The sequence below is a fragment of the Sphingomonas sp. R86521 genome (genome assembly GCF_042466235.1).
Classification (GTDB): Bacteria; Pseudomonadota; Alphaproteobacteria; order Sphingomonadales; family Sphingomonadaceae; genus Sphingomonas.
In genome coordinates this window covers 3,663,429-3,678,955 of the sequence record NZ_JAXHBY010000001.1, presented here as the reverse complement: position 1 = coordinate 3,678,955, position 15,527 = coordinate 3,663,429, and the positions used below count along the sequence as shown (strand labels likewise).

Annotated in this window: 16 protein-coding genes and 1 other annotated feature; of the genes, 8 read left to right on the top strand and 8 right to left on the bottom strand. The window is 63.4% G+C overall.

Annotated elements, in window-relative coordinates; all coding sequences use genetic code 11:
- Window positions 1-119 precede the first annotated feature (119 nt).
- Both SJY20_RS16970 and SJY20_RS16965 read left to right on the top strand, forming a co-directional pair.
- Window positions 120-1,613 carry an ATPase domain-containing protein gene (locus SJY20_RS16970; protein ID WP_380788223.1) on the top strand — a complete coding sequence of 498 codons (1,494 nt, stop codon included), beginning with the start codon at window positions 120-122 and terminating at the stop codon, window positions 1,611-1,613.
- 15 nt (window positions 1,614-1,628) lie between these two features.
- Entirely contained in the window at window positions 1,629-3,608 is a 1,980-nt protein-coding gene (locus SJY20_RS16965; RefSeq protein ID WP_380788221.1) for an ATP-binding protein, read from the top strand.
- A gap of 24 nt (window positions 3,609-3,632) precedes the next feature.
- On the opposite strand, the gene SJY20_RS16960 is transcribed toward SJY20_RS16965, so the two are convergent.
- From SJY20_RS16960 to SJY20_RS16945, 4 genes are all read right to left on the bottom strand, one after another.
- Window positions 3,633-4,631: an SDR family oxidoreductase gene (locus SJY20_RS16960; protein WP_380788219.1), complete on the bottom strand. Its 999-nt coding sequence runs from the start codon at window positions 4,629-4,631 to the stop codon at window positions 3,633-3,635.
- 8 nt (window positions 4,632-4,639) lie between these two features.
- The gene (locus SJY20_RS16955; RefSeq protein WP_380788217.1) at window positions 4,640-5,104 is read right to left on the bottom strand and encodes a hypothetical protein; all 465 of its coding nucleotides are present in this window, start codon (window positions 5,102-5,104) and stop codon (window positions 4,640-4,642) included.
- Window positions 5,105-5,132: 28 nt separating this feature from the next.
- The gene (locus SJY20_RS16950; protein WP_380788215.1) at window positions 5,133-6,305 is read right to left on the bottom strand and encodes a zinc-dependent alcohol dehydrogenase; all 1,173 of its coding nucleotides are present in this window, start codon (window positions 6,303-6,305) and stop codon (window positions 5,133-5,135) included.
- 130 nt (window positions 6,306-6,435) lie between these two features.
- Entirely contained in the window at window positions 6,436-6,828 is a 393-nt protein-coding gene (locus SJY20_RS16945) for a hypothetical protein (protein WP_380788213.1), read from the bottom strand.
- Between the two features lie 138 nt (window positions 6,829-6,966).
- Here SJY20_RS16945 and SJY20_RS16940 point away from each other — a divergent pair, with 138 nt between their 5' ends.
- Window positions 6,967-7,638 (top strand): HAD family hydrolase, encoded by a 672-nt coding sequence (locus SJY20_RS16940; RefSeq protein WP_380788211.1) that lies wholly within the window; start codon window positions 6,967-6,969, stop codon window positions 7,636-7,638.
- A 7-nt stretch (window positions 7,639-7,645) separates the two neighbouring features.
- Here SJY20_RS16940 and SJY20_RS16935 read toward each other — a convergent pair whose 3' ends face one another.
- Both SJY20_RS16935 and SJY20_RS16930 read right to left on the bottom strand, forming a co-directional pair.
- A complete protein-coding gene (locus SJY20_RS16935) occupies window positions 7,646-8,725 on the bottom strand; it encodes a radical SAM protein (RefSeq protein ID WP_380788209.1) in 1,080 nt (359 codons plus the stop codon).
- A gap of 30 nt (window positions 8,726-8,755) precedes the next feature.
- Window positions 8,756-9,115 carry a GIY-YIG nuclease family protein gene (locus SJY20_RS16930; RefSeq protein WP_380788207.1) on the bottom strand — a complete coding sequence of 120 codons (360 nt, stop codon included), beginning with the start codon at window positions 9,113-9,115 and terminating at the stop codon, window positions 8,756-8,758.
- Window positions 9,116-9,185: 70 nt separating this feature from the next.
- Window positions 9,186-9,241: a sequence feature (sul1 is cis-regulatory element that is thought to sense ions involved in sulfur or methionine metabolism; They are found in Alphaproteobacteria), on the top strand.
- A 65-nt stretch (window positions 9,242-9,306) separates the two neighbouring features.
- Between SJY20_RS16930 and SJY20_RS16925 the strand changes: the two genes are divergently transcribed.
- Window positions 9,307-10,779 (top strand): SulP family inorganic anion transporter, encoded by a 1,473-nt coding sequence (locus tag SJY20_RS16925; RefSeq protein WP_380788205.1) that lies wholly within the window; start codon window positions 9,307-9,309, stop codon window positions 10,777-10,779.
- Here the strand turns inward: SJY20_RS16925 and SJY20_RS16920 are convergent.
- Both SJY20_RS16920 and SJY20_RS16915 read right to left on the bottom strand, forming a co-directional pair.
- Window positions 10,776-11,111 (bottom strand): TfoX/Sxy family protein, encoded by a 336-nt coding sequence (locus tag SJY20_RS16920; RefSeq protein ID WP_380788203.1) that lies wholly within the window; start codon window positions 11,109-11,111, stop codon window positions 10,776-10,778. The genes SJY20_RS16925 and SJY20_RS16920 overlap by 4 nt on opposite strands.
- Window positions 11,112-11,364: 253 nt before the next feature.
- Window positions 11,365-12,378: a DUF2806 domain-containing protein gene (locus SJY20_RS16915; RefSeq protein ID WP_380788202.1), complete on the bottom strand. Its 1,014-nt coding sequence runs from the start codon at window positions 12,376-12,378 to the stop codon at window positions 11,365-11,367.
- 509 nt (window positions 12,379-12,887) lie between these two features.
- Between SJY20_RS16915 and SJY20_RS16910 the strand changes: the two genes are divergently transcribed.
- From SJY20_RS16910 to SJY20_RS16895, 4 genes are all read left to right on the top strand, one after another.
- Window positions 12,888-13,562, top strand: coding sequence for a recombinase family protein (locus SJY20_RS16910; protein WP_380788200.1), 675 nt, complete (start codon window positions 12,888-12,890; stop codon window positions 13,560-13,562).
- A gap of 836 nt (window positions 13,563-14,398) precedes the next feature.
- A complete protein-coding gene (locus SJY20_RS16905) occupies window positions 14,399-14,563 on the top strand; it encodes a hypothetical protein (protein WP_380788199.1) in 165 nt (54 codons plus the stop codon).
- Between the two features lie 10 nt (window positions 14,564-14,573).
- Window positions 14,574-14,837: a hypothetical protein gene (locus tag SJY20_RS16900; RefSeq protein ID WP_380788197.1), complete on the top strand. Its 264-nt coding sequence runs from the start codon at window positions 14,574-14,576 to the stop codon at window positions 14,835-14,837.
- A 27-nt stretch (window positions 14,838-14,864) separates the two neighbouring features.
- A complete protein-coding gene (locus tag SJY20_RS16895) occupies window positions 14,865-15,377 on the top strand; it encodes a hypothetical protein (RefSeq protein ID WP_380788195.1) in 513 nt (170 codons plus the stop codon).
- Window positions 15,378-15,527: the final 150 nt, after the last annotated feature.

Genomic DNA, 15,527 nt, shown 5'->3' with positions numbered 1-15,527 from the left:
TTAGCGACAAGCACCTGAAATAGAGTGCATGCTTTTGCGTGACGCGAACATCTATCCTATGTCCGTCTAGGCGCGGACGTAAATCGAACCTGCGGCCAATACGGATCAAGGAAACGATAGTGTCGCACGACCCATTGCCCGCGCTGGCGCTGACCGGCATCGCCGGGCTGGACGATATTCTCAACGGTGGGCTTACACCGGATCGGATGTACCTGATCGAGGGGACGCCCGGCACCGGCAAGACCACGCTCGGCCTTGGCTTCCTGCTCGCGGGCGCCGCGATCGGCGAGACCGGATTGTACATCACGCTGGCGGAGACCGAGGTCGAGCTGCGCGCGGTCGGCAAGACGCATGGCTGGTCGCTCGACAGCCTGACCCTGTTCGAGATGGTGCCCGCCGACGGCTTCGGTGAAGACCAGGAACAGACGCTGCTCCACCCCAGCGAAGTCGAGCTGGGCGAGACCGTGCGCGACATCATGGCCAAGGTCGACGAGGTCCGGCCCACGCGCGTGGTGCTCGACAGCCTGTCCGAACTCCGCCTGCTCGCGCAGAGCCCGATCCGCTATCGCCGCCAGATCCTCGCGTTGAAGCACTTCTTCTCGACCCGGCACTGCACCGTGCTGTTCCTCGACGACAAGACGACCACCGGCAACGACCTGCAGCTGCACAGCATCGCGCACGGCGTGATCTCGCTGGAACAGACGCTGGCTGGGTTCGGCGCGCAGCGTCGCCGCCTCCACGTCGTCAAGATGCGCGGCGTGCGGTTCCGCGGCGGCTATCATGATTTCGAGATCGAGCGCGGCGGGCTGTGCGTCTATCCGCGGCTGGTCGCGTCGGACCACGGCGTCGCCGATGGCGGGGGGCCGGTGACGAGCGGCTCGGTCGAGCTGGACGCGCTGCTCGGCGGCGGGCTGGTGCCCGGCACTGCGACGTTGCTGACCGGACCCGCCGGCGTCGGCAAGACCACAGCCTCGGTGCAGTGCATGGTCGCGGCGCTCAAGCGCGGCGAGCGGGCGACGTATTTCCTGTTCGACGAACGCCTGCCGACGCTGCTGAAGCGCAGCGCGGCGCTCGGCATGGACCTGAAGCCGTTTCTGGACACCGGCGATCTCGAACTGCGCGCGATCGACCCGGCGGAAATGTCGCCCGGCGAGTTCGCGAACGCGATCCGCAACGCGGTCGAGGATCACGGGTCCACGCTCGTCGTGGTCGACAGCCTCAACGCCTATCTGCAGGCGATGCCCAACGAACAGTTCCTGATCCTGCAGATGCACGAGATGCTGACCTATCTCGGTCAAAAGGGCATCGTCAGCCTGCTGATCCTGGGATTGCACGGCGTGATGGGCGATATCCGCTCCGACGTCGACCTCAGCTATCTGTCCGATACCGTCGTCCAGCTGCGCTATTTTGAGGCGCACGGCGAGGTGCGGCAGTCGATATCGGTGATCAAGACGCGCACCGCACGGCACGAAAGGACGATCCGGGAGTTTCAGATTGGTAGCAACGGGTTGCAGGTCGGCGAACCGCTTCGGCAGTTCCAGGGCGTGCTGACCGGCGCGCCGACCTTTTTGGGCGAGGGAACGACGTTGATGATCAGGCAGACGGACCGATGACGTCGCACGTTTAGAATGAAGGACCGGGTTCTCATTCTCGCACCGCGCGGTCGCGACGCCGCGATCGCATCCGACCTGCTGGCCCGCAACGCGATCCGGGCCGATATCTGCGACGACCTGCCCGCGCTGGTACGAGAGTTGGACGAAGCCGCTGGCGTCGTGATGCTTACCGAGGAATCGCTGGCGACCGTCGGCGTGACCGCACTGACCGACTGGGTCGCGAATCAGCCCGCATGGTCCGACGTTCCGTTCGTGGTGCTGGCCAATGGTTCGCGCGCGCCGCGTACCGTGGTCGCCTCGAACCGGCTCGCCGAACTCGGCAACGTCGTGCTGCTCGAACGGCCGCTCCATGCCGAGGCGATGCTGGGTGCGGTGCGATCGGCGGTGAAGGCGCGAAACCGGCAGTACGAGGTGCGGGATTCGGCGGTGACGCTGGAACGCGCTGTCGTCGAGCGGACCGCCGAACTCGAGGATGCGCGCGACAGCCTGGAGGTCGCGCTGGATGCGGCCGGCATGGGAAGCTGGGACATCGACTTCGCCAGCGGCGATGCCCGCCGTACGTCGCGCCACGACGAAATCTTCGGCTATGATGGCCCGCTCGATCACTGGGACGTCGACACGTTCCTGGAGCATGTCGATGCGGGCCAGCGCGACGAGGTCGCGGACGCCTTTGCCGCCGCGCTGAAGAGCGGCGCGCTCGACGTCGAATGCGGCATCACCGCGGCCGACGGCAGCCATCGCTGGATCGTCGCCAAAGGGCGCGTGCGTTACGACGGCGACGGAATACCCGCGCGGATGACCGGTGTCGTCTCCGATGTCACCGACCGCAAGGACGCCGACGCGCAACTCGCACAGGCGCAGAAGATGGATGCGATTGGCCAGCTGACCGGCGGTGTCGCGCACGATTTCAACAACCTCCTGACCCCGATCGTCGGCAGCCTCGACATGCTGCGCCGTCGCTACAAGGAGGATGAGCGCACCCAGCGGATGATCGCGGGTGCGTTGCAGGCGGCAGACCGCGCCGCGACACTGACGCAGCGGCTGTTGTCGTTCGCCCGCCGCCAGTCGCTGCAGCCGCGCGCGGTCGATATCGGCGCGCTGATCGACGGCATCGTCGACCTGGTCAGGCGCTCGCTGGGGCCGTCGATCGACGTGGTGCTCGACCTGCCCCGCGACCTGTCATCGGCGCGGGTCGATCCCAACCAGCTCGAACTCGCGCTGCTCAACCTGGCGATCAACGCGCGCGATGCGATGCCATCGGGCGGGCGACTGACGCTGGGTGTCAGCGAAGTCGCGGTCGATGCGCGCAATGCGGTGGGGCTTAAGGCGGGCCGCTATATCCGGTTGCTCGCCGCCGATACCGGGACCGGGATGGACCAGGAAACGCTGGCGCGCGCGACCGAGCCGTTCTTCTCGACCAAGGGCGTCGGCAAGGGCACCGGGCTGGGCCTGTCGATGGTCCACGGGCTTGCCGCGCAATCGGGCGGTACGCTGACGCTGACCAGCACGCCGGGAGCGGGAACCTCGGTCGAACTGTGGCTGCCCGCGACCGAGGAAGCGCCCGCCGAGACCGGCGAGCTGGTCGCCGAACCCGTCGTCGCGCGCCGCGCCGCGACCGTGTTGCTGGTCGACGACGAGGAACTGGTCCGCGCAGCCACGGCCGACATGCTGCGCGACATCGGCTATACCGTGATCGAGATGGGATCGGCGACGCAGGCGCTGGCGGCGGTTCGGTCTGGGCTCGACGCCGATGTGCTGGTCAGCGATTACCTGATGCCGGGCATGACCGGGGGCCAGTTGATCCACGAACTGCGCGCGACCGGGGTGCGGATCCCGGCGTTGTTGGTGACCGGCTACGCCGCCGCCGGCGAGGACGTTCCGGTCGACGTCCAGCGCCTAGCCAAGCCGTTCCGCCAGGTCGACCTGGCCTCCCGCGTCGACGACCTGCTCCGGCCGTCGCCGCAGGAGCGACCGCGGATGCCGCCTTCGCCGTGAGCCGGACAGAGGCAGGCAAGGGCCTTACGTCCGGCGCGAGACCCTGCCGATAAACCCTAGCGTCAGGATCGCGCCGGCAATCGCCACGCTGGTTCCGGGACGCGTCCGCATCGCCGTATACAGGCTGGGCCTGGCGATATGGCCGTGGGTGTCGCCCGTCGTCGTTGCAGGCGTGCCGGGCGTGTAGAGATTGTCGGGCCGATCGGCGGGGGCTTTGCGCGTCTTGAAGATCTGCCGCGCGAACAACGCCGCGCCCGCATCGGCGAGACCCGGCAGCATCTGCCCGAACACGCTGCCGAACCGCGCGGCGCCGCCGACGAACAGGTCGCGGACCGGATGTTCGGCGGCATACAGGATCGTCCGTGCGACATCCTCGGGCCGGTAGAACGGCGGCGGCATCGTCGCCTGACGGTCAAGCAGATTGCGCTGGTGCTGCAACACCGGCGTGGCGATCGGCGCGGGCTTGATCAGCGTCACCGAGATCGGGCGCGCATCCATCTTCAGTTCGATCCGGAGCGCGTCGGTATAGCCCTTGATCGCCGCCTTCGACGCCGAATACATCCCCATATAGGGCGCGGCGACATCCGACGTGAAGCTGCCCAAATTGATCAGCGCGCCACCCTGCCGTTCGAGATGCGGCAGCGCCGCGAGGCTGCCGTTGACGACGCCCCAGAAATTGACGTCGAACAACCGCCGCGCGTCGGCGAGCGGCAGGTCCTCGAGCCGGGCTGCGATCGCGACGCCGGCATTGTTGACCCAGGTATCGATCCGGCCGCAGCGTGACACCGCTTCCGTCGCCAGATGGGCGATCGATTCCGGGTCGGACACTTCACAAGCGATGACGACCGCATGGCCGCCGCTCGCCGCGATCTCTGCGGCGAGCGTATCAAGCGCATCCCGGCCGCGCGCGGCGAGCACCACGGTGGCACCGCAGGAGGCGGCCATCAGCGCGGTCGCGCGACCGATACCGCTCGACGCACCGGTGATGACCACGACCTGATCGCGGATCGGCTTCAGTTTCACAGCTATGGTCAGCCCGAACCGGGGTGCTTTTGTTCGTCGTCGTACGCCGCGTCGGTGCCGACTTTGCCGGTCGCCTCCGCGGCGGCGGTGCCGGACGTCTCCTCGACCGCGACGGTGCCGCCGTCGGTCTGCACGTCGCGATCAGCGGGTTCGGGCTGCGCAACGCCCGTGCTGCCGTCCACATCGCCGTCGCCGTTCGATCCGGTCACGGCGTTGGGCGCGCTGCCGCCGTCGTCTCCGGCCTGTCCGCCGCCATGATAGGCCATCTCGGTCTGCCCGCCATGGCCCATGAAGCCGCCGCCCTCGGGCGCCTTGCCGGTGTGCGGATTGGGATAGGCGCCGCCTTCGCTCTCCCCGCCACCCTTGCGGCCATCGATATCGCGGTCGGTGCCGCGCGGAGAGCCGGAGACGCCGTCCGGCGCCCCCTTGCTGTCCGGATTGCCGCTGACGGGGGTCGGAACCTTGTCTGTCATCGTGTCACTCCTCGGTTTGCAAGTCGGTTCAGGGACGCAGCACGACCTTGATCACGCCGTCTTCCTTGTCGCGGAATTTCCGATACATCTCCGGCGCATCCTCGAGGCTGGCGGGGTGCGTGACGACGAAGCTCGGGTCGATATCGCCCGCCTCGATCCGTGCGAGCAGCGGCTTGGTATAGGCCTGGACGTGCGTCTGCCCGGTCTTGATCGTCAGCCCTTTGTTCATCATCGCGCCGATCGGGATCTTGTCGCCCATCCCGACATAGACGCCGGGGATCGACACCGTGCCACCCATCCGGCAGCTCATGATCGCCTCGCGCAGCACGTGGACGCGGTCGGTCGCGAGGAAGGTCGCCGCCTTCACCTTGTCGATCACCGCATCGACCGCGCCGTGGCCCGATGCTTCGGCACCGACCGCATCGATGCAGCTGTCGGGACCGCGACCCTTGGTGCGGAACTGCAGTTCGTCATAGACGCTGTCGACTTCGGCGAAGTTGATCGTCTCGGCACCGCCAGCCTCGGCCATCGCCAGCCGCTCGGGCAGCTCGTCGATCGCGATGACGCGGCCGGCACCCAGCATCAGCGCCGAGCGAATCGCGAACTGGCCGACCGGTCCGCAACCCCAGATCGCGACGGTGTCGCCTTCCTCGATCTGTGCATTCTCGGCGGCCATGTAGCCGGTCGGAAAGATGTCCGACAGGAACAGCGCCTGTTCGTCGCTGACGTTGTCGGGCACCTTGATCGGGCCGATATCGGCCATCGGCACGCGCAGATATTCGGCCTGGCCGCCGCAATAGCCGCCCAGCATGTGGCTGAACCCGAACAGCCCGGCGGGCGAATGGCCCATCGCCTTGATCGCCAGTTCGGCGTTCGGGTTGGTACGCTCGCAGGCCGAGAACAGCCCCTTGCGGCAGAAGAAGCAGTCGCCGCAGCTGATCGTGAACGGCACCACGACGCGGTCGCCGATCTTCAGATTGGTGACTTCCGACCCCAGCGCGACGACTTCGCCCATGTTCTCGTGGCCGAGAATGTCGCCGGCCTTCATCGTCGGCTGATACCCGTCGAGCAGGTGAAGATCGGAGCCGCAGATTGCGCAGGCTGTGACCTTGATGATCGCATCGCGCGGATGCTGGATCTCGGGATCCTTGACGGTGTCCACGCGAACATCGCCTTTTCCATGCCAAACAAGTGCGCGCATCGGTTCGTCTCCGGAAGTCGGGGGCGGCGTGGGCGGTATGCGCCAGGCCTCTGCCACCCCGAACGTTCACGTGAGCGGAAAGTACCCGTCCGTTGACCTAAATTAACCAGTTAGCCGTGCCGCGGCCCGGTCAGTTGCCGGTCTTGACCCGCTCATACGGCACGAACGGCCCGAGGATGACGAAGCCGCGCTGGAAACGCGAGCCTCGGTCGATCAGGTTGACGGTATCGATGCTGCACAGTTGCGAGCCGATCGTGCGGGTGACGAGGATATCGTCGTCGTTCAGCGACTCCGCACCCGATCGGGGCGTGTTGACGTAGAGCCGGCTGCCGACGCGGTACACGATCGCCTTGCCGTCGATGATCTGGCTGGACTGGGTGCCGGACAGCGTGATGCAGTTGGTCGGCTTGCCGGCGACGCGACCCGCGAGCAGCTTGGTCAGTTGCTGGTCGGGCGTATCGCGCTTGGCGGCGATGGCGGGCGCTGCGACCATGATCGCCGCTAAGAACAGAGTACGTATCATGTCGTGTCCGTACCTTATCCGATGTGAACGCATCCTGACATAACAGTCGGTTACGCCGAACGATCCGGAACTCTGCGACCGACTCGCTCGCTGGTGGTGGCATCATCATGCGCGCACGCCGCCAACAAGGGAACGACCATGCCGATCACCGCGATACTCTACGACATCGACGGCACGCTGGTCGACAGCAACGAGATGCACGTGCTGGCCTGGGAAGAGGCGTTCGCGGGGATCGGCGCCAGCTTCGACCGACAGACGATCCACGACCAGATCGGCAAGGGCACCGATATGCTGGTCCCGACGCTGTTGCCCGACCTGGATGACGACGCGGTGGAGTCGCTCGGCGATGCGCATGGCGCGATCTTCAAGGCCAAGTATCTGAAGACCGCGAAACCCTTTCCCGGTGCGCACGACTTGCTCGCCCGCTCGCACGCCACCGGACAGCGCGTCGTTCTCGCCTCGTCGGCCTCCGCGGAAGAACTCGAGCATTATCTCGAATTGCTCGACGCGAACGCGCTGGTCGAGAAGACCACGAGCAGCGACGATGTCGAGAACACCAAGCCGGCACCCGATATCTTCGCCACTGCGCTGAAAAAGCTCGGCGACATCGATCCGGCCGAGGTGATGGTGGTCGGCGACACGCCGTACGATATCGAGGCTGCGGGCAAATGCGGGGTCGCGGCGATCGGCCTGCGATCGGGCAAGTTCGCCGACGACGTGCTGCGCGGTGCGGGTGCGGTCGCGCTCTACGACGATGTCGCGGCGTTGCTGGCGGACTACGACGCGTCGCCGCTGGGTAGCGCCGCGTAACGCGCGCCTACGTCCAGTACAGCACCCGCGCCGTCGGCATCGCCTCGCCGATCCGCCGTTCGAAGAAACCACGCAGCGCACGCATCGTGTCGGCGTCGTAGACCTGCTTCTCGGTGCCGAACTTGGTCCGCTTGGTCACCCGGTTGGCCCCGCTCATGTCGAGCGCCGAGCCGGGGTACCAGCTGTCGAGCACCGCTTTCGACCCCGGATTGTAGCGGTGGGTGATCAGCTCGATCGTCAGATCGAGCCCCGGCATATCCAGCATCGCCGCCGCATCGTCGATCAGCGCGCCATACGCCTGCTGCCATCCGTCTGCCGCAATGATCGGCGCGATCGTCAGCCCGATCGGATAGCCCGCCTCCGCCATCCGCCGCAACGCGCGCAGCCGCTCGGCAACCGGCGCGGTGCCCCCTTCGAACCGGGCAAAGGCGCGCGGGTTGATCGATGCGCGCATCCGCGTGCGCCCCTTGTGGTCGATCGCCAGCAACGGTTCGACGTTCGCGAACTTGGTCGTGAAGCGCAGCTGCGCCTCGGCCTCCCAGCGCCCGAACCACGCGATCGCCGCGGAGAGCGATCCGGTCACCGGCTCCAGCGCGAGCGGATCGGTGTAGCAGGAGGCCTCGAACGTCGTGCCCTCATGCGCCCGCGCCGCGCTGCGCGAGGTGATCGTGCCCTGGCCGAGATAGGCGGGCAGGGCGTCGAAGATCTCGTCGAGATTGGCATAGACGCGGGTGATCGGCGGCCCCTTCAGCGAGCCGGCGAGGTAGCAATAGCTGCAATGCGCGGGACACCCTTCGGCCAGGTCCATCCGCCAGTCCGCGCTGGGCGCGATCGGCTGGAACCGGCGTTTCGAAGGCGGCGCGACGACCACCGCCAGCGTCGCCTTGGCGTCGACATAGGCACGGCGCGGATCGTCCGCGGTCGGCAGGTTGAGCCGGTCGCCGCTGAGTTCGACGATCTCGACCCCGAGCGTCGCCGCCCGGTCGAGGATCGCGCGGCCGTGCGCGAAGCCCCGCGCCGACCGCGTTACCAGCAGGCGTTTCGGTGTCCAGCCGGCGGCACGCGGATCGGGAGTAATATCGAGCACAGCGACCGAACGACCGGCGCGTCTGCTTGTTCAGTGACCGCCTTCGACCCACGGCACCCCGGCGTCGCGAAATGCCTCGGCCAGCGCCGCCTCCAGGTCGAGCGACTCCCATTGCCGCAGCGGGTTCAGGTGCGCGACCAGATCGGGGAGCAACCGTATTCCGAACCGGGTCACCGCACGGCTCGCCCTGTACCCGGCCTTGTGCTGGTCGAACCGCCAGTCGGGATCGCGCGCGGTCTGGCCGACATACAGGCCGTCGGGCGTGCGCCGTCGCGGATCGTGCAACAGGATGACGTAGACGCAGTGTCGCGCGCCCGCCTCGCCCAACGTGGTCGCGCGCAGGGTCCGCGCCGCGCGGACCGCGTTCGACATCCAGGCGGGGTCGCTCATGCCGACAGAACGCGCAGCGACCGCGCCGCGTTGCGGTGGGCTGGCAAAAGCGCTAGGACGCTCGCATTCGCATGGACCCGGTGCAATTCCGGGTGGCTATTCCGGCCGCCGATCCGCCGGACAACGCAATTCGCATCCGCCACGCGCCGCCGAACGGCCCGCCTTTGCGAACTTCGCGGACTATCACCCCTATGACAAATACAGCGTTCGCTCGGTATCGTGCCGAGTGGTTCAGCGGCGCCGGGCCAGCGCGCCGCGACATCCTTGCCGGCATGGTCGGCACCTTCGCGTTGATCCCGGAGGTCATCGCCTTCTCCTTCGTCGCTGGCATCGATCCCGAAGTCGGTCTGTTCGCCTCGTTCGTGATCGGCATCGTCATCGCCTTTGCGGGCGGCCGCCCGGCGATGATCTCGGGTGCGGCGGGATCGGTCGCACTCGTCGTCGCCGCGCTCGTCCACGCGCACGGCCTGCAATACCTGCTTGCCGCGACGCTGCTCGCCGGCGTCTTCCAGATCGCGTTCGGGCTCGCCAGGCTCGACGTGCTGCTCCGCTTCGTCTCGCGGTCGGTGCGTACCGGCTTCGTCAACGCGCTCGCGATCCTGATCTTCTCGGCGCAGGTTCCGCAGATGCTCGGCGTGTCGTGGCACACCTATGCGATGATCGCCGGCGGGCTCGCGATCATCTATCTGGTGCCGCGGATCACCACCGCGATCCCGTCGCCGCTGATCTGCATCGTCGTGCTGACCGGAATCAGCATCGCGTTTCCGATGCCGATCCACACCGTCGCCGATCTCGGCCGGTTGCCGGCGTCGCTGCCGTCGTTCGCTTGGCCGGCGGTGCCGTTCGACTGGCAGACGCTGCGCATCGTCGCGCCCTATGCGTTCGCGATGGCGGCGGTCGGCCTGCTCGAATCGATGATGACCGCCAGCGTCGTCGACGAGATGACCGAGACCAGCAGTTCGAAGGCGCGCGAGTGCACAGGCCTTGGCCTCGCCAATTTCGCCGCCGGGCTGTTCGGCGGTATCGCGGGTTGCGGGATGATCGGCCAGACCGTCGGCAACGTCCGCTATGGCGGCCGCGGCAGGCTGTCGACTCTGGTCGCGGGCGTGTTCCTGCTCGTCGTCATGGTGCCGCTCCGGCCCTGGGTCGCACAGGTGCCGGTCGCCGCATTGGTCGCGATCATGATCATGGTGTCGGTCAGCACCTTCTCGTGGGGCTCTCTGCGCGATCTGGGGCGCCATCCGAAGGTGTCGGGCGTGGTCATGCTGGCGACGGTCGCGGTGACGGTCGCGACGCACGACCTGTCCGCCGGCGTCGCGGTCGGCGTGCTGCTCAGCGGGGTGTTCTTCGCCTACAAGGTCACGCGGCTGATGACCGTTGCCTCCACCTATGACGCGGCCAGCGACACGCGCACCTATACCGTCGCGGGGCAGGTGTTCTTCGCCAGTGCCGACATCTTCGCCGACCAGTTCGAGTTGCGCGACACCGCCGCCCGGGTCCGCATCGACCTGACCGCCGCGCATCTGTGGGACGTCACCGCCGTCGGTGCGCTGGAGGATGTGGTGGGCAAGATGCGCCGCCACGGCACCAGTGTCGACGTCATCGGCCTCAACGAAGCCAGCGCGATCCTGGTCGACCGCCACGCGCCGCTGCTTGCCCGTTAGGCCGAAACCTTGCGCGGGCTACGAGGCTTGGGAAGCGGCAAGGCCGCAGCGGTAATCCGCACCAGCTCCGACAGCCAATCATTGTCGTCCCAGCGATCGGGATCCACCACCAGGCACGGCTTCGCCCCGGGATAGGGCGGAGCCTCCTCGACGGTGCCTGCAAAGGCACGTCCGGGGACGGTCGGTTTCACGAACAGTCGATCGTCGCAGATCAGCGCGACCATCCTGCCATCGCAGTACAGGCCGTATTCGCCGAACATCGGTTTCGCCGACACGTCCGCCGCGGCCAGTTGGTCGACGATGAAGCCGACGGTTTTCGGGTCAGATGCCATGCCGCGGTATGGCGATGATCGGGGGGTGCCGCCAGCCCTGCAGTTCCCTGGCGGATTGGCCGCAACCTGCGCGGCATCGGTCGCAAGACCGTGTTTCGTCTGGGGAAAGGCCGTGCCTGTCCCCTGACGAAAAATGGTGCCCGGAAGAGGATTTAGCCCATACCTCCGTAAGCACATGAGAAACAACGATTAATTTATAGCGTCGGAACCGTTGTGTTAAGCCTTTGTACTAGCTGAGGCAAGGCAGGTAGCCCTAAGAATTGTGGACTACCGGAGTTGCAGGCACTTCCTCTTGCCACAAGATTTCCATAGGGGTCGCTGATCCGTTCTGACCTACTAGCATAAGGAATGCGGCTTTAATTTGGTCGGTCTTCACAGCCATACCCACCAGCCGGGCTGCTTCACGCGGAACACGACCGGGAAGTAGAGTCACTAGCTCTTGGCCCAGCGGAGTTAAAGAAATGATCTCGACTTTAACAGGGGTTTCGGGCATTCCAGTAAACATAACAATCAAGGGCTTTTCAATTAAGAATGCTCGTCCAGCTGAATCGGGAGTGAGGGTAACTTGTAATCCCATACCACTGGCACCTTGGATCAGGCCTGATGCCTCCATGGCCAAGAGATTACTTATATCCTTATCCGTCTTTATAAGCGCTTTAGGGGCAAGGCCGCCGAAGCTGTTCTGACAAAAGGCAGAAAACTCAAGCGCATCGGCTTGAGAAAATTCTGATAGAAAGCGAAGTGTTCGCATCCCATACTTGCCGGGTTTCCGTACCTCGCCCGCTAAAACTCGTCCCCATAGCTTCTGCATGCGCTCCGTCGATGCGTCCTCAGCATAACGCTCGAATACGTTAAGCCAGTCATCATCAATTACGGCAGATTCTTTGTTCTGTTCCGCTGAAATGTCCGGTTCGACGGGATTATCTCGCAAGTCATCGAGCATCGCGGCGCTAACCGCCTCTTTGTTGTCGAGCTGGCGATACGACTTGCGGACCAGATTATCTAAAGCTCTATCCGCAAATTGCTCATTGGCTTCGGCCTTAGTTGCCGCGGTTTTTGTTATTGCTCCGTCGATAGTCTTAAACGCTTCCGTCTTGCTAACGATTTTGGCCTTCTGGTATTCAAGCCAAGCGACCGGGATATCTACTGTCGCTCCGATTAACCGGTCTAGAGCTTTTACGCTGGCAGGGACAAGGGCAGCGGGGATGCCCGCTATCGCCGCCACGATTGGCGCGGGAAGGTTGCTGGCATCATCAGGTTTGCTCATCGGGTGAGGTTGGCATCTGCTACAGTGGCTGACAACTGCCTTACGGCCTGAAAATGGTGGAGACATGCGCGAGGGTAATTCTGACAAGAGTGAGCGGCTTTTACCCCGTATGCCCGGTCCGGCCCTCAGGCGATTATGACACGCCTAGCGCGACCTGCATTATCGCGCGTAGTCTCCATCCCTGCATGACGTGTCACAATCGCCATAGGACCGACCATGAAGAACCTAGCCCTAGCCGTCCTGCTAGCCATGGTCGTTTGGTTTGGCTTAGCCATCATCCGACTAGAGCGGTATCATTACGCGTCGATGCTCGGCATCTGCGAACGCAAGGCAAAGCCGGGGCAGCTAGAGCAACAGCGTTGCCTCAACACGATAGAGACTAGGACCAACCCACTATGGCATCTGGCCTATGGATTGCGGCTAATCTGAACTGTCCAGTATAACCTAACGAGCGTTTGACAATTATGGACATCGTTCGTATCTAGGGTTGGCAACAGGGAAGCCAGCCAATGCGAACCGTCACTTACTACCGTGTCTCGACTGCCAAGCAGGGCCGCAGCGGCTTGGGCCTAGATGCTCAGAAAGCTGCAATCGCCTCGTTCTTTCAGTCGCGGGATTGTCAGCCCCTTGCCGAGTATGTCGAGGTAGAGAGCGGCAAGCGGGATGATCGACCCGAGCTTATCAAGGCATTGCATCATGCCAAGGTGACAGGGGCTACCCTCGTGATTGCAAAGCTGGATCGGCTTAGCCGTAACCTTGCCTTCCTCGCCAAGCTACAGGATGCAGGAACCCGGTTCATTGCGGCCGACATGCCTGAGGCTAACGAGCTTACTATCCACATCATGGCGGCAATGGCCCAGGCCGAACGCAAGGCTATCAGCAAGCGGACGATCGAAGCCCTCGCCGCTGCTAAGGCCCGAGGCACCAAGCTAGGTAATCCATTGGGCGCGAAGGCGTTCGGGGAGAGCAAGGGCAACGGGGCAGCGGTAGAGGCGATCAAGGCTAAGGCTCAGGCGTTCGCTGGCGACGTTGCCCCGATCATTGAGGCGATCAAGGCTGACGGCCATACGAGCCTGAGAGCTATTGCCGGGGAGCTTAATGCTCGCGGGATCATCACAGCCCGAGGCGGCAAATGGGCGGCTCAGTCCGTTAGTGACGTGATGCGGTGTCACTCCCCAAGCTGATACCGGGCAGGCGATGGGAAGGGCCACGCATCCGCCATAGGAGGCCGCCAGACTCGATTAGGCCCTCCGGGTACTTGCCCAGCCTGATTGCCGTGGCAATTCTGAGAGGGGCTTATTCGGGGGCGGCAAAGTTTCGGATTACCTGTCCGGGTATTTCGGGACCGTATGGCAATGGAGCATTCTCCATATCTGTCGGCCCCGGTAATACTAAGGCCCAGATATAGCCGATCCTAAATCAGTACCGTTCTTGATATAGAAACTTTGAAATTGCCTAAGCTAGGAAGCCCTAGGACGTCTGACAGTACGATGACTGTAGATACCATAGCCAGCAATGGTTAGCCGGAAGGCGACGAGCGTGACGACTTTTAGGGTCAATGTCATGGGTATCGGACACCGGCAATGCAAGCGACGTATGATCTAACTCAAGATGATATCGCTGTAGTTGCTCCCCTAAAGTGCCTAATATATGGATATCTATCTGTAGAAGGAAGGACGAGGGGACGACCGGATACAGCTCAGTATTCACTAATCTAAGATGATAGTGGATAATATTATATCTATGTATGTATAATTGGTAATCTACGGTCATGACTCGTATTTGCCATAAGCATCCTTCAGATTGATCCAGTAAGCCATACCAAGGCAACCCCGAGTCTTCGTATTGCAACGGAATAGGCTACTCTGGTTATCGTCATTGGTCATCCAGACCCCTATCCGCTACTGGATCAATCCGAGGAATGTAGAAGCGTTGAACCTTGATAGGTCCGCTTCATGGCTAGCAGTATGTACGGCGCACTAGCTAGCCGCTCCTCCCCATATGCATTGCTCATAATCTGATGCCCATCGGCCTGAGCAATGCCAGCCTGTCATCTATTGCGTTGCCCCTGTTGGTAGATGGCAGGCTAACCCTTTTTCAGAACCAATATACCCTGTTCCGTTTTGCTTATGAGCAAGCGGGGCCTCTGTCTGTAATTTTTGCCAAAGTTACTCCATCCATTTGAAGGATCACCTATGAACCCCGTACCTGTTGACCTTAGTCGCCTCGATGATCCTCGCGTTGCTGCCCACATCGAACGGGTTGATAGCCGTATCACTGGCGGCTTCCGCCTAGCCCTTGAAGTCCTTGGCATCCCATTGCCGGAGTACGCCAAGCGTAAGCCCGCAGGCCGTCCGTCGATCGCCAAACTGATGGCTGCTGCCGATGCAGATACCGGCACAATCCATACCCGTCGCCACGAAAAGCTAAAGATCGGCGCATTCGCCCCTCGCTCCTAACCGACACAAATCTAACAAGGAAAACCAATGACACAAAATACCACGCTTGCAGATATCGCTACCGAAATTGAAGCTCTTGGGGCTGATCTATTGAAGGTCAACGCTACTATTGATCTGATCGGGAAGCCTGCCATTGATGCAGCCACTAAGATCGAAAAGGCGCTAGACGATGCAAAGGATCGCTTTACTACCGCTCTGGCGAACCAAGCTACCGAGGAACGGAACAAACGGCTTGGCCGCTTCTCCGATATCCGCGTTACCGTTAAGCCCGGTGAGAACTTGATTAGTACCGGATTTGTGATCCGTTATATTCAGGATGCGTGGGACGTTGCCCTAGGTCAGACTGTTCCAAAGCAGCATGAATGCAATGGCTTTGCTGCCCTTGCCGACGATGCCTACGAGTATCTGGTAGCTGAGAAGCCCGAGAACATTCCTGCTGTCATCATGGCGCTGGCACCGGGTAGGCCGTACGAGGCTATGTCGATCTACCTGCAAGCCAAGGCGCGGGGATACTTCAAGGGTCTGGCGGTCGCTTCCTAATGGGTGGCCTAGACGATCGGGGAACAGGGGAGGCACCAAAGCCGCCCCGTCCCGATTACGAACCCAAGTGGCACACCGAGCCGCAAACCCTAGTTGATCTGATGAAGCGAGCAGGTCCCTACGCCGATGCCACCAAGGAGTTTGTGGAAT

Coding starts and splice junctions, on each gene's coding strand:
- SJY20_RS16965 (WP_380788221.1), top strand. CDS start 1,629: ATGAAGGACCGGGTTCTCATTCTCGCACCGCGCGGTCGCGACGCCGCG.
- SJY20_RS16955 (WP_380788217.1), bottom strand. CDS start 5,104: ATGACAGACAAGGTTCCGACCCCCGTCAGCGGCAATCCGGACAGCAAG.
- SJY20_RS16950 (WP_380788215.1), bottom strand. CDS start 6,305: ATGCGCGCACTTGTTTGGCATGGAAAAGGCGATGTTCGCGTGGACACC.
- SJY20_RS16945 (WP_380788213.1), bottom strand. CDS start 6,828: ATGATACGTACTCTGTTCTTAGCGGCGATCATGGTCGCAGCGCCCGCC.
- SJY20_RS16940 (WP_380788211.1), top strand. CDS start 6,967: ATGCCGATCACCGCGATACTCTACGACATCGACGGCACGCTGGTCGAC.
- SJY20_RS16930 (WP_380788207.1), bottom strand. CDS start 9,115: ATGAGCGACCCCGCCTGGATGTCGAACGCGGTCCGCGCGGCGCGGACC.
- SJY20_RS16925 (WP_380788205.1), top strand. CDS start 9,307: ATGACAAATACAGCGTTCGCTCGGTATCGTGCCGAGTGGTTCAGCGGC.
- SJY20_RS16920 (WP_380788203.1), bottom strand. CDS start 11,111: ATGGCATCTGACCCGAAAACCGTCGGCTTCATCGTCGACCAACTGGCC.
- SJY20_RS16915 (WP_380788202.1), bottom strand. CDS start 12,378: ATGAGCAAACCTGATGATGCCAGCAACCTTCCCGCGCCAATCGTGGCG.
- SJY20_RS16910 (WP_380788200.1), top strand. CDS start 12,888: ATGCGAACCGTCACTTACTACCGTGTCTCGACTGCCAAGCAGGGCCGC.
- SJY20_RS16905 (WP_380788199.1), top strand. CDS start 14,399: ATGCCCATCGGCCTGAGCAATGCCAGCCTGTCATCTATTGCGTTGCCC.
- SJY20_RS16900 (WP_380788197.1), top strand. CDS start 14,574: ATGAACCCCGTACCTGTTGACCTTAGTCGCCTCGATGATCCTCGCGTT.
- SJY20_RS16895 (WP_380788195.1), top strand. CDS start 14,865: ATGACACAAAATACCACGCTTGCAGATATCGCTACCGAAATTGAAGCT.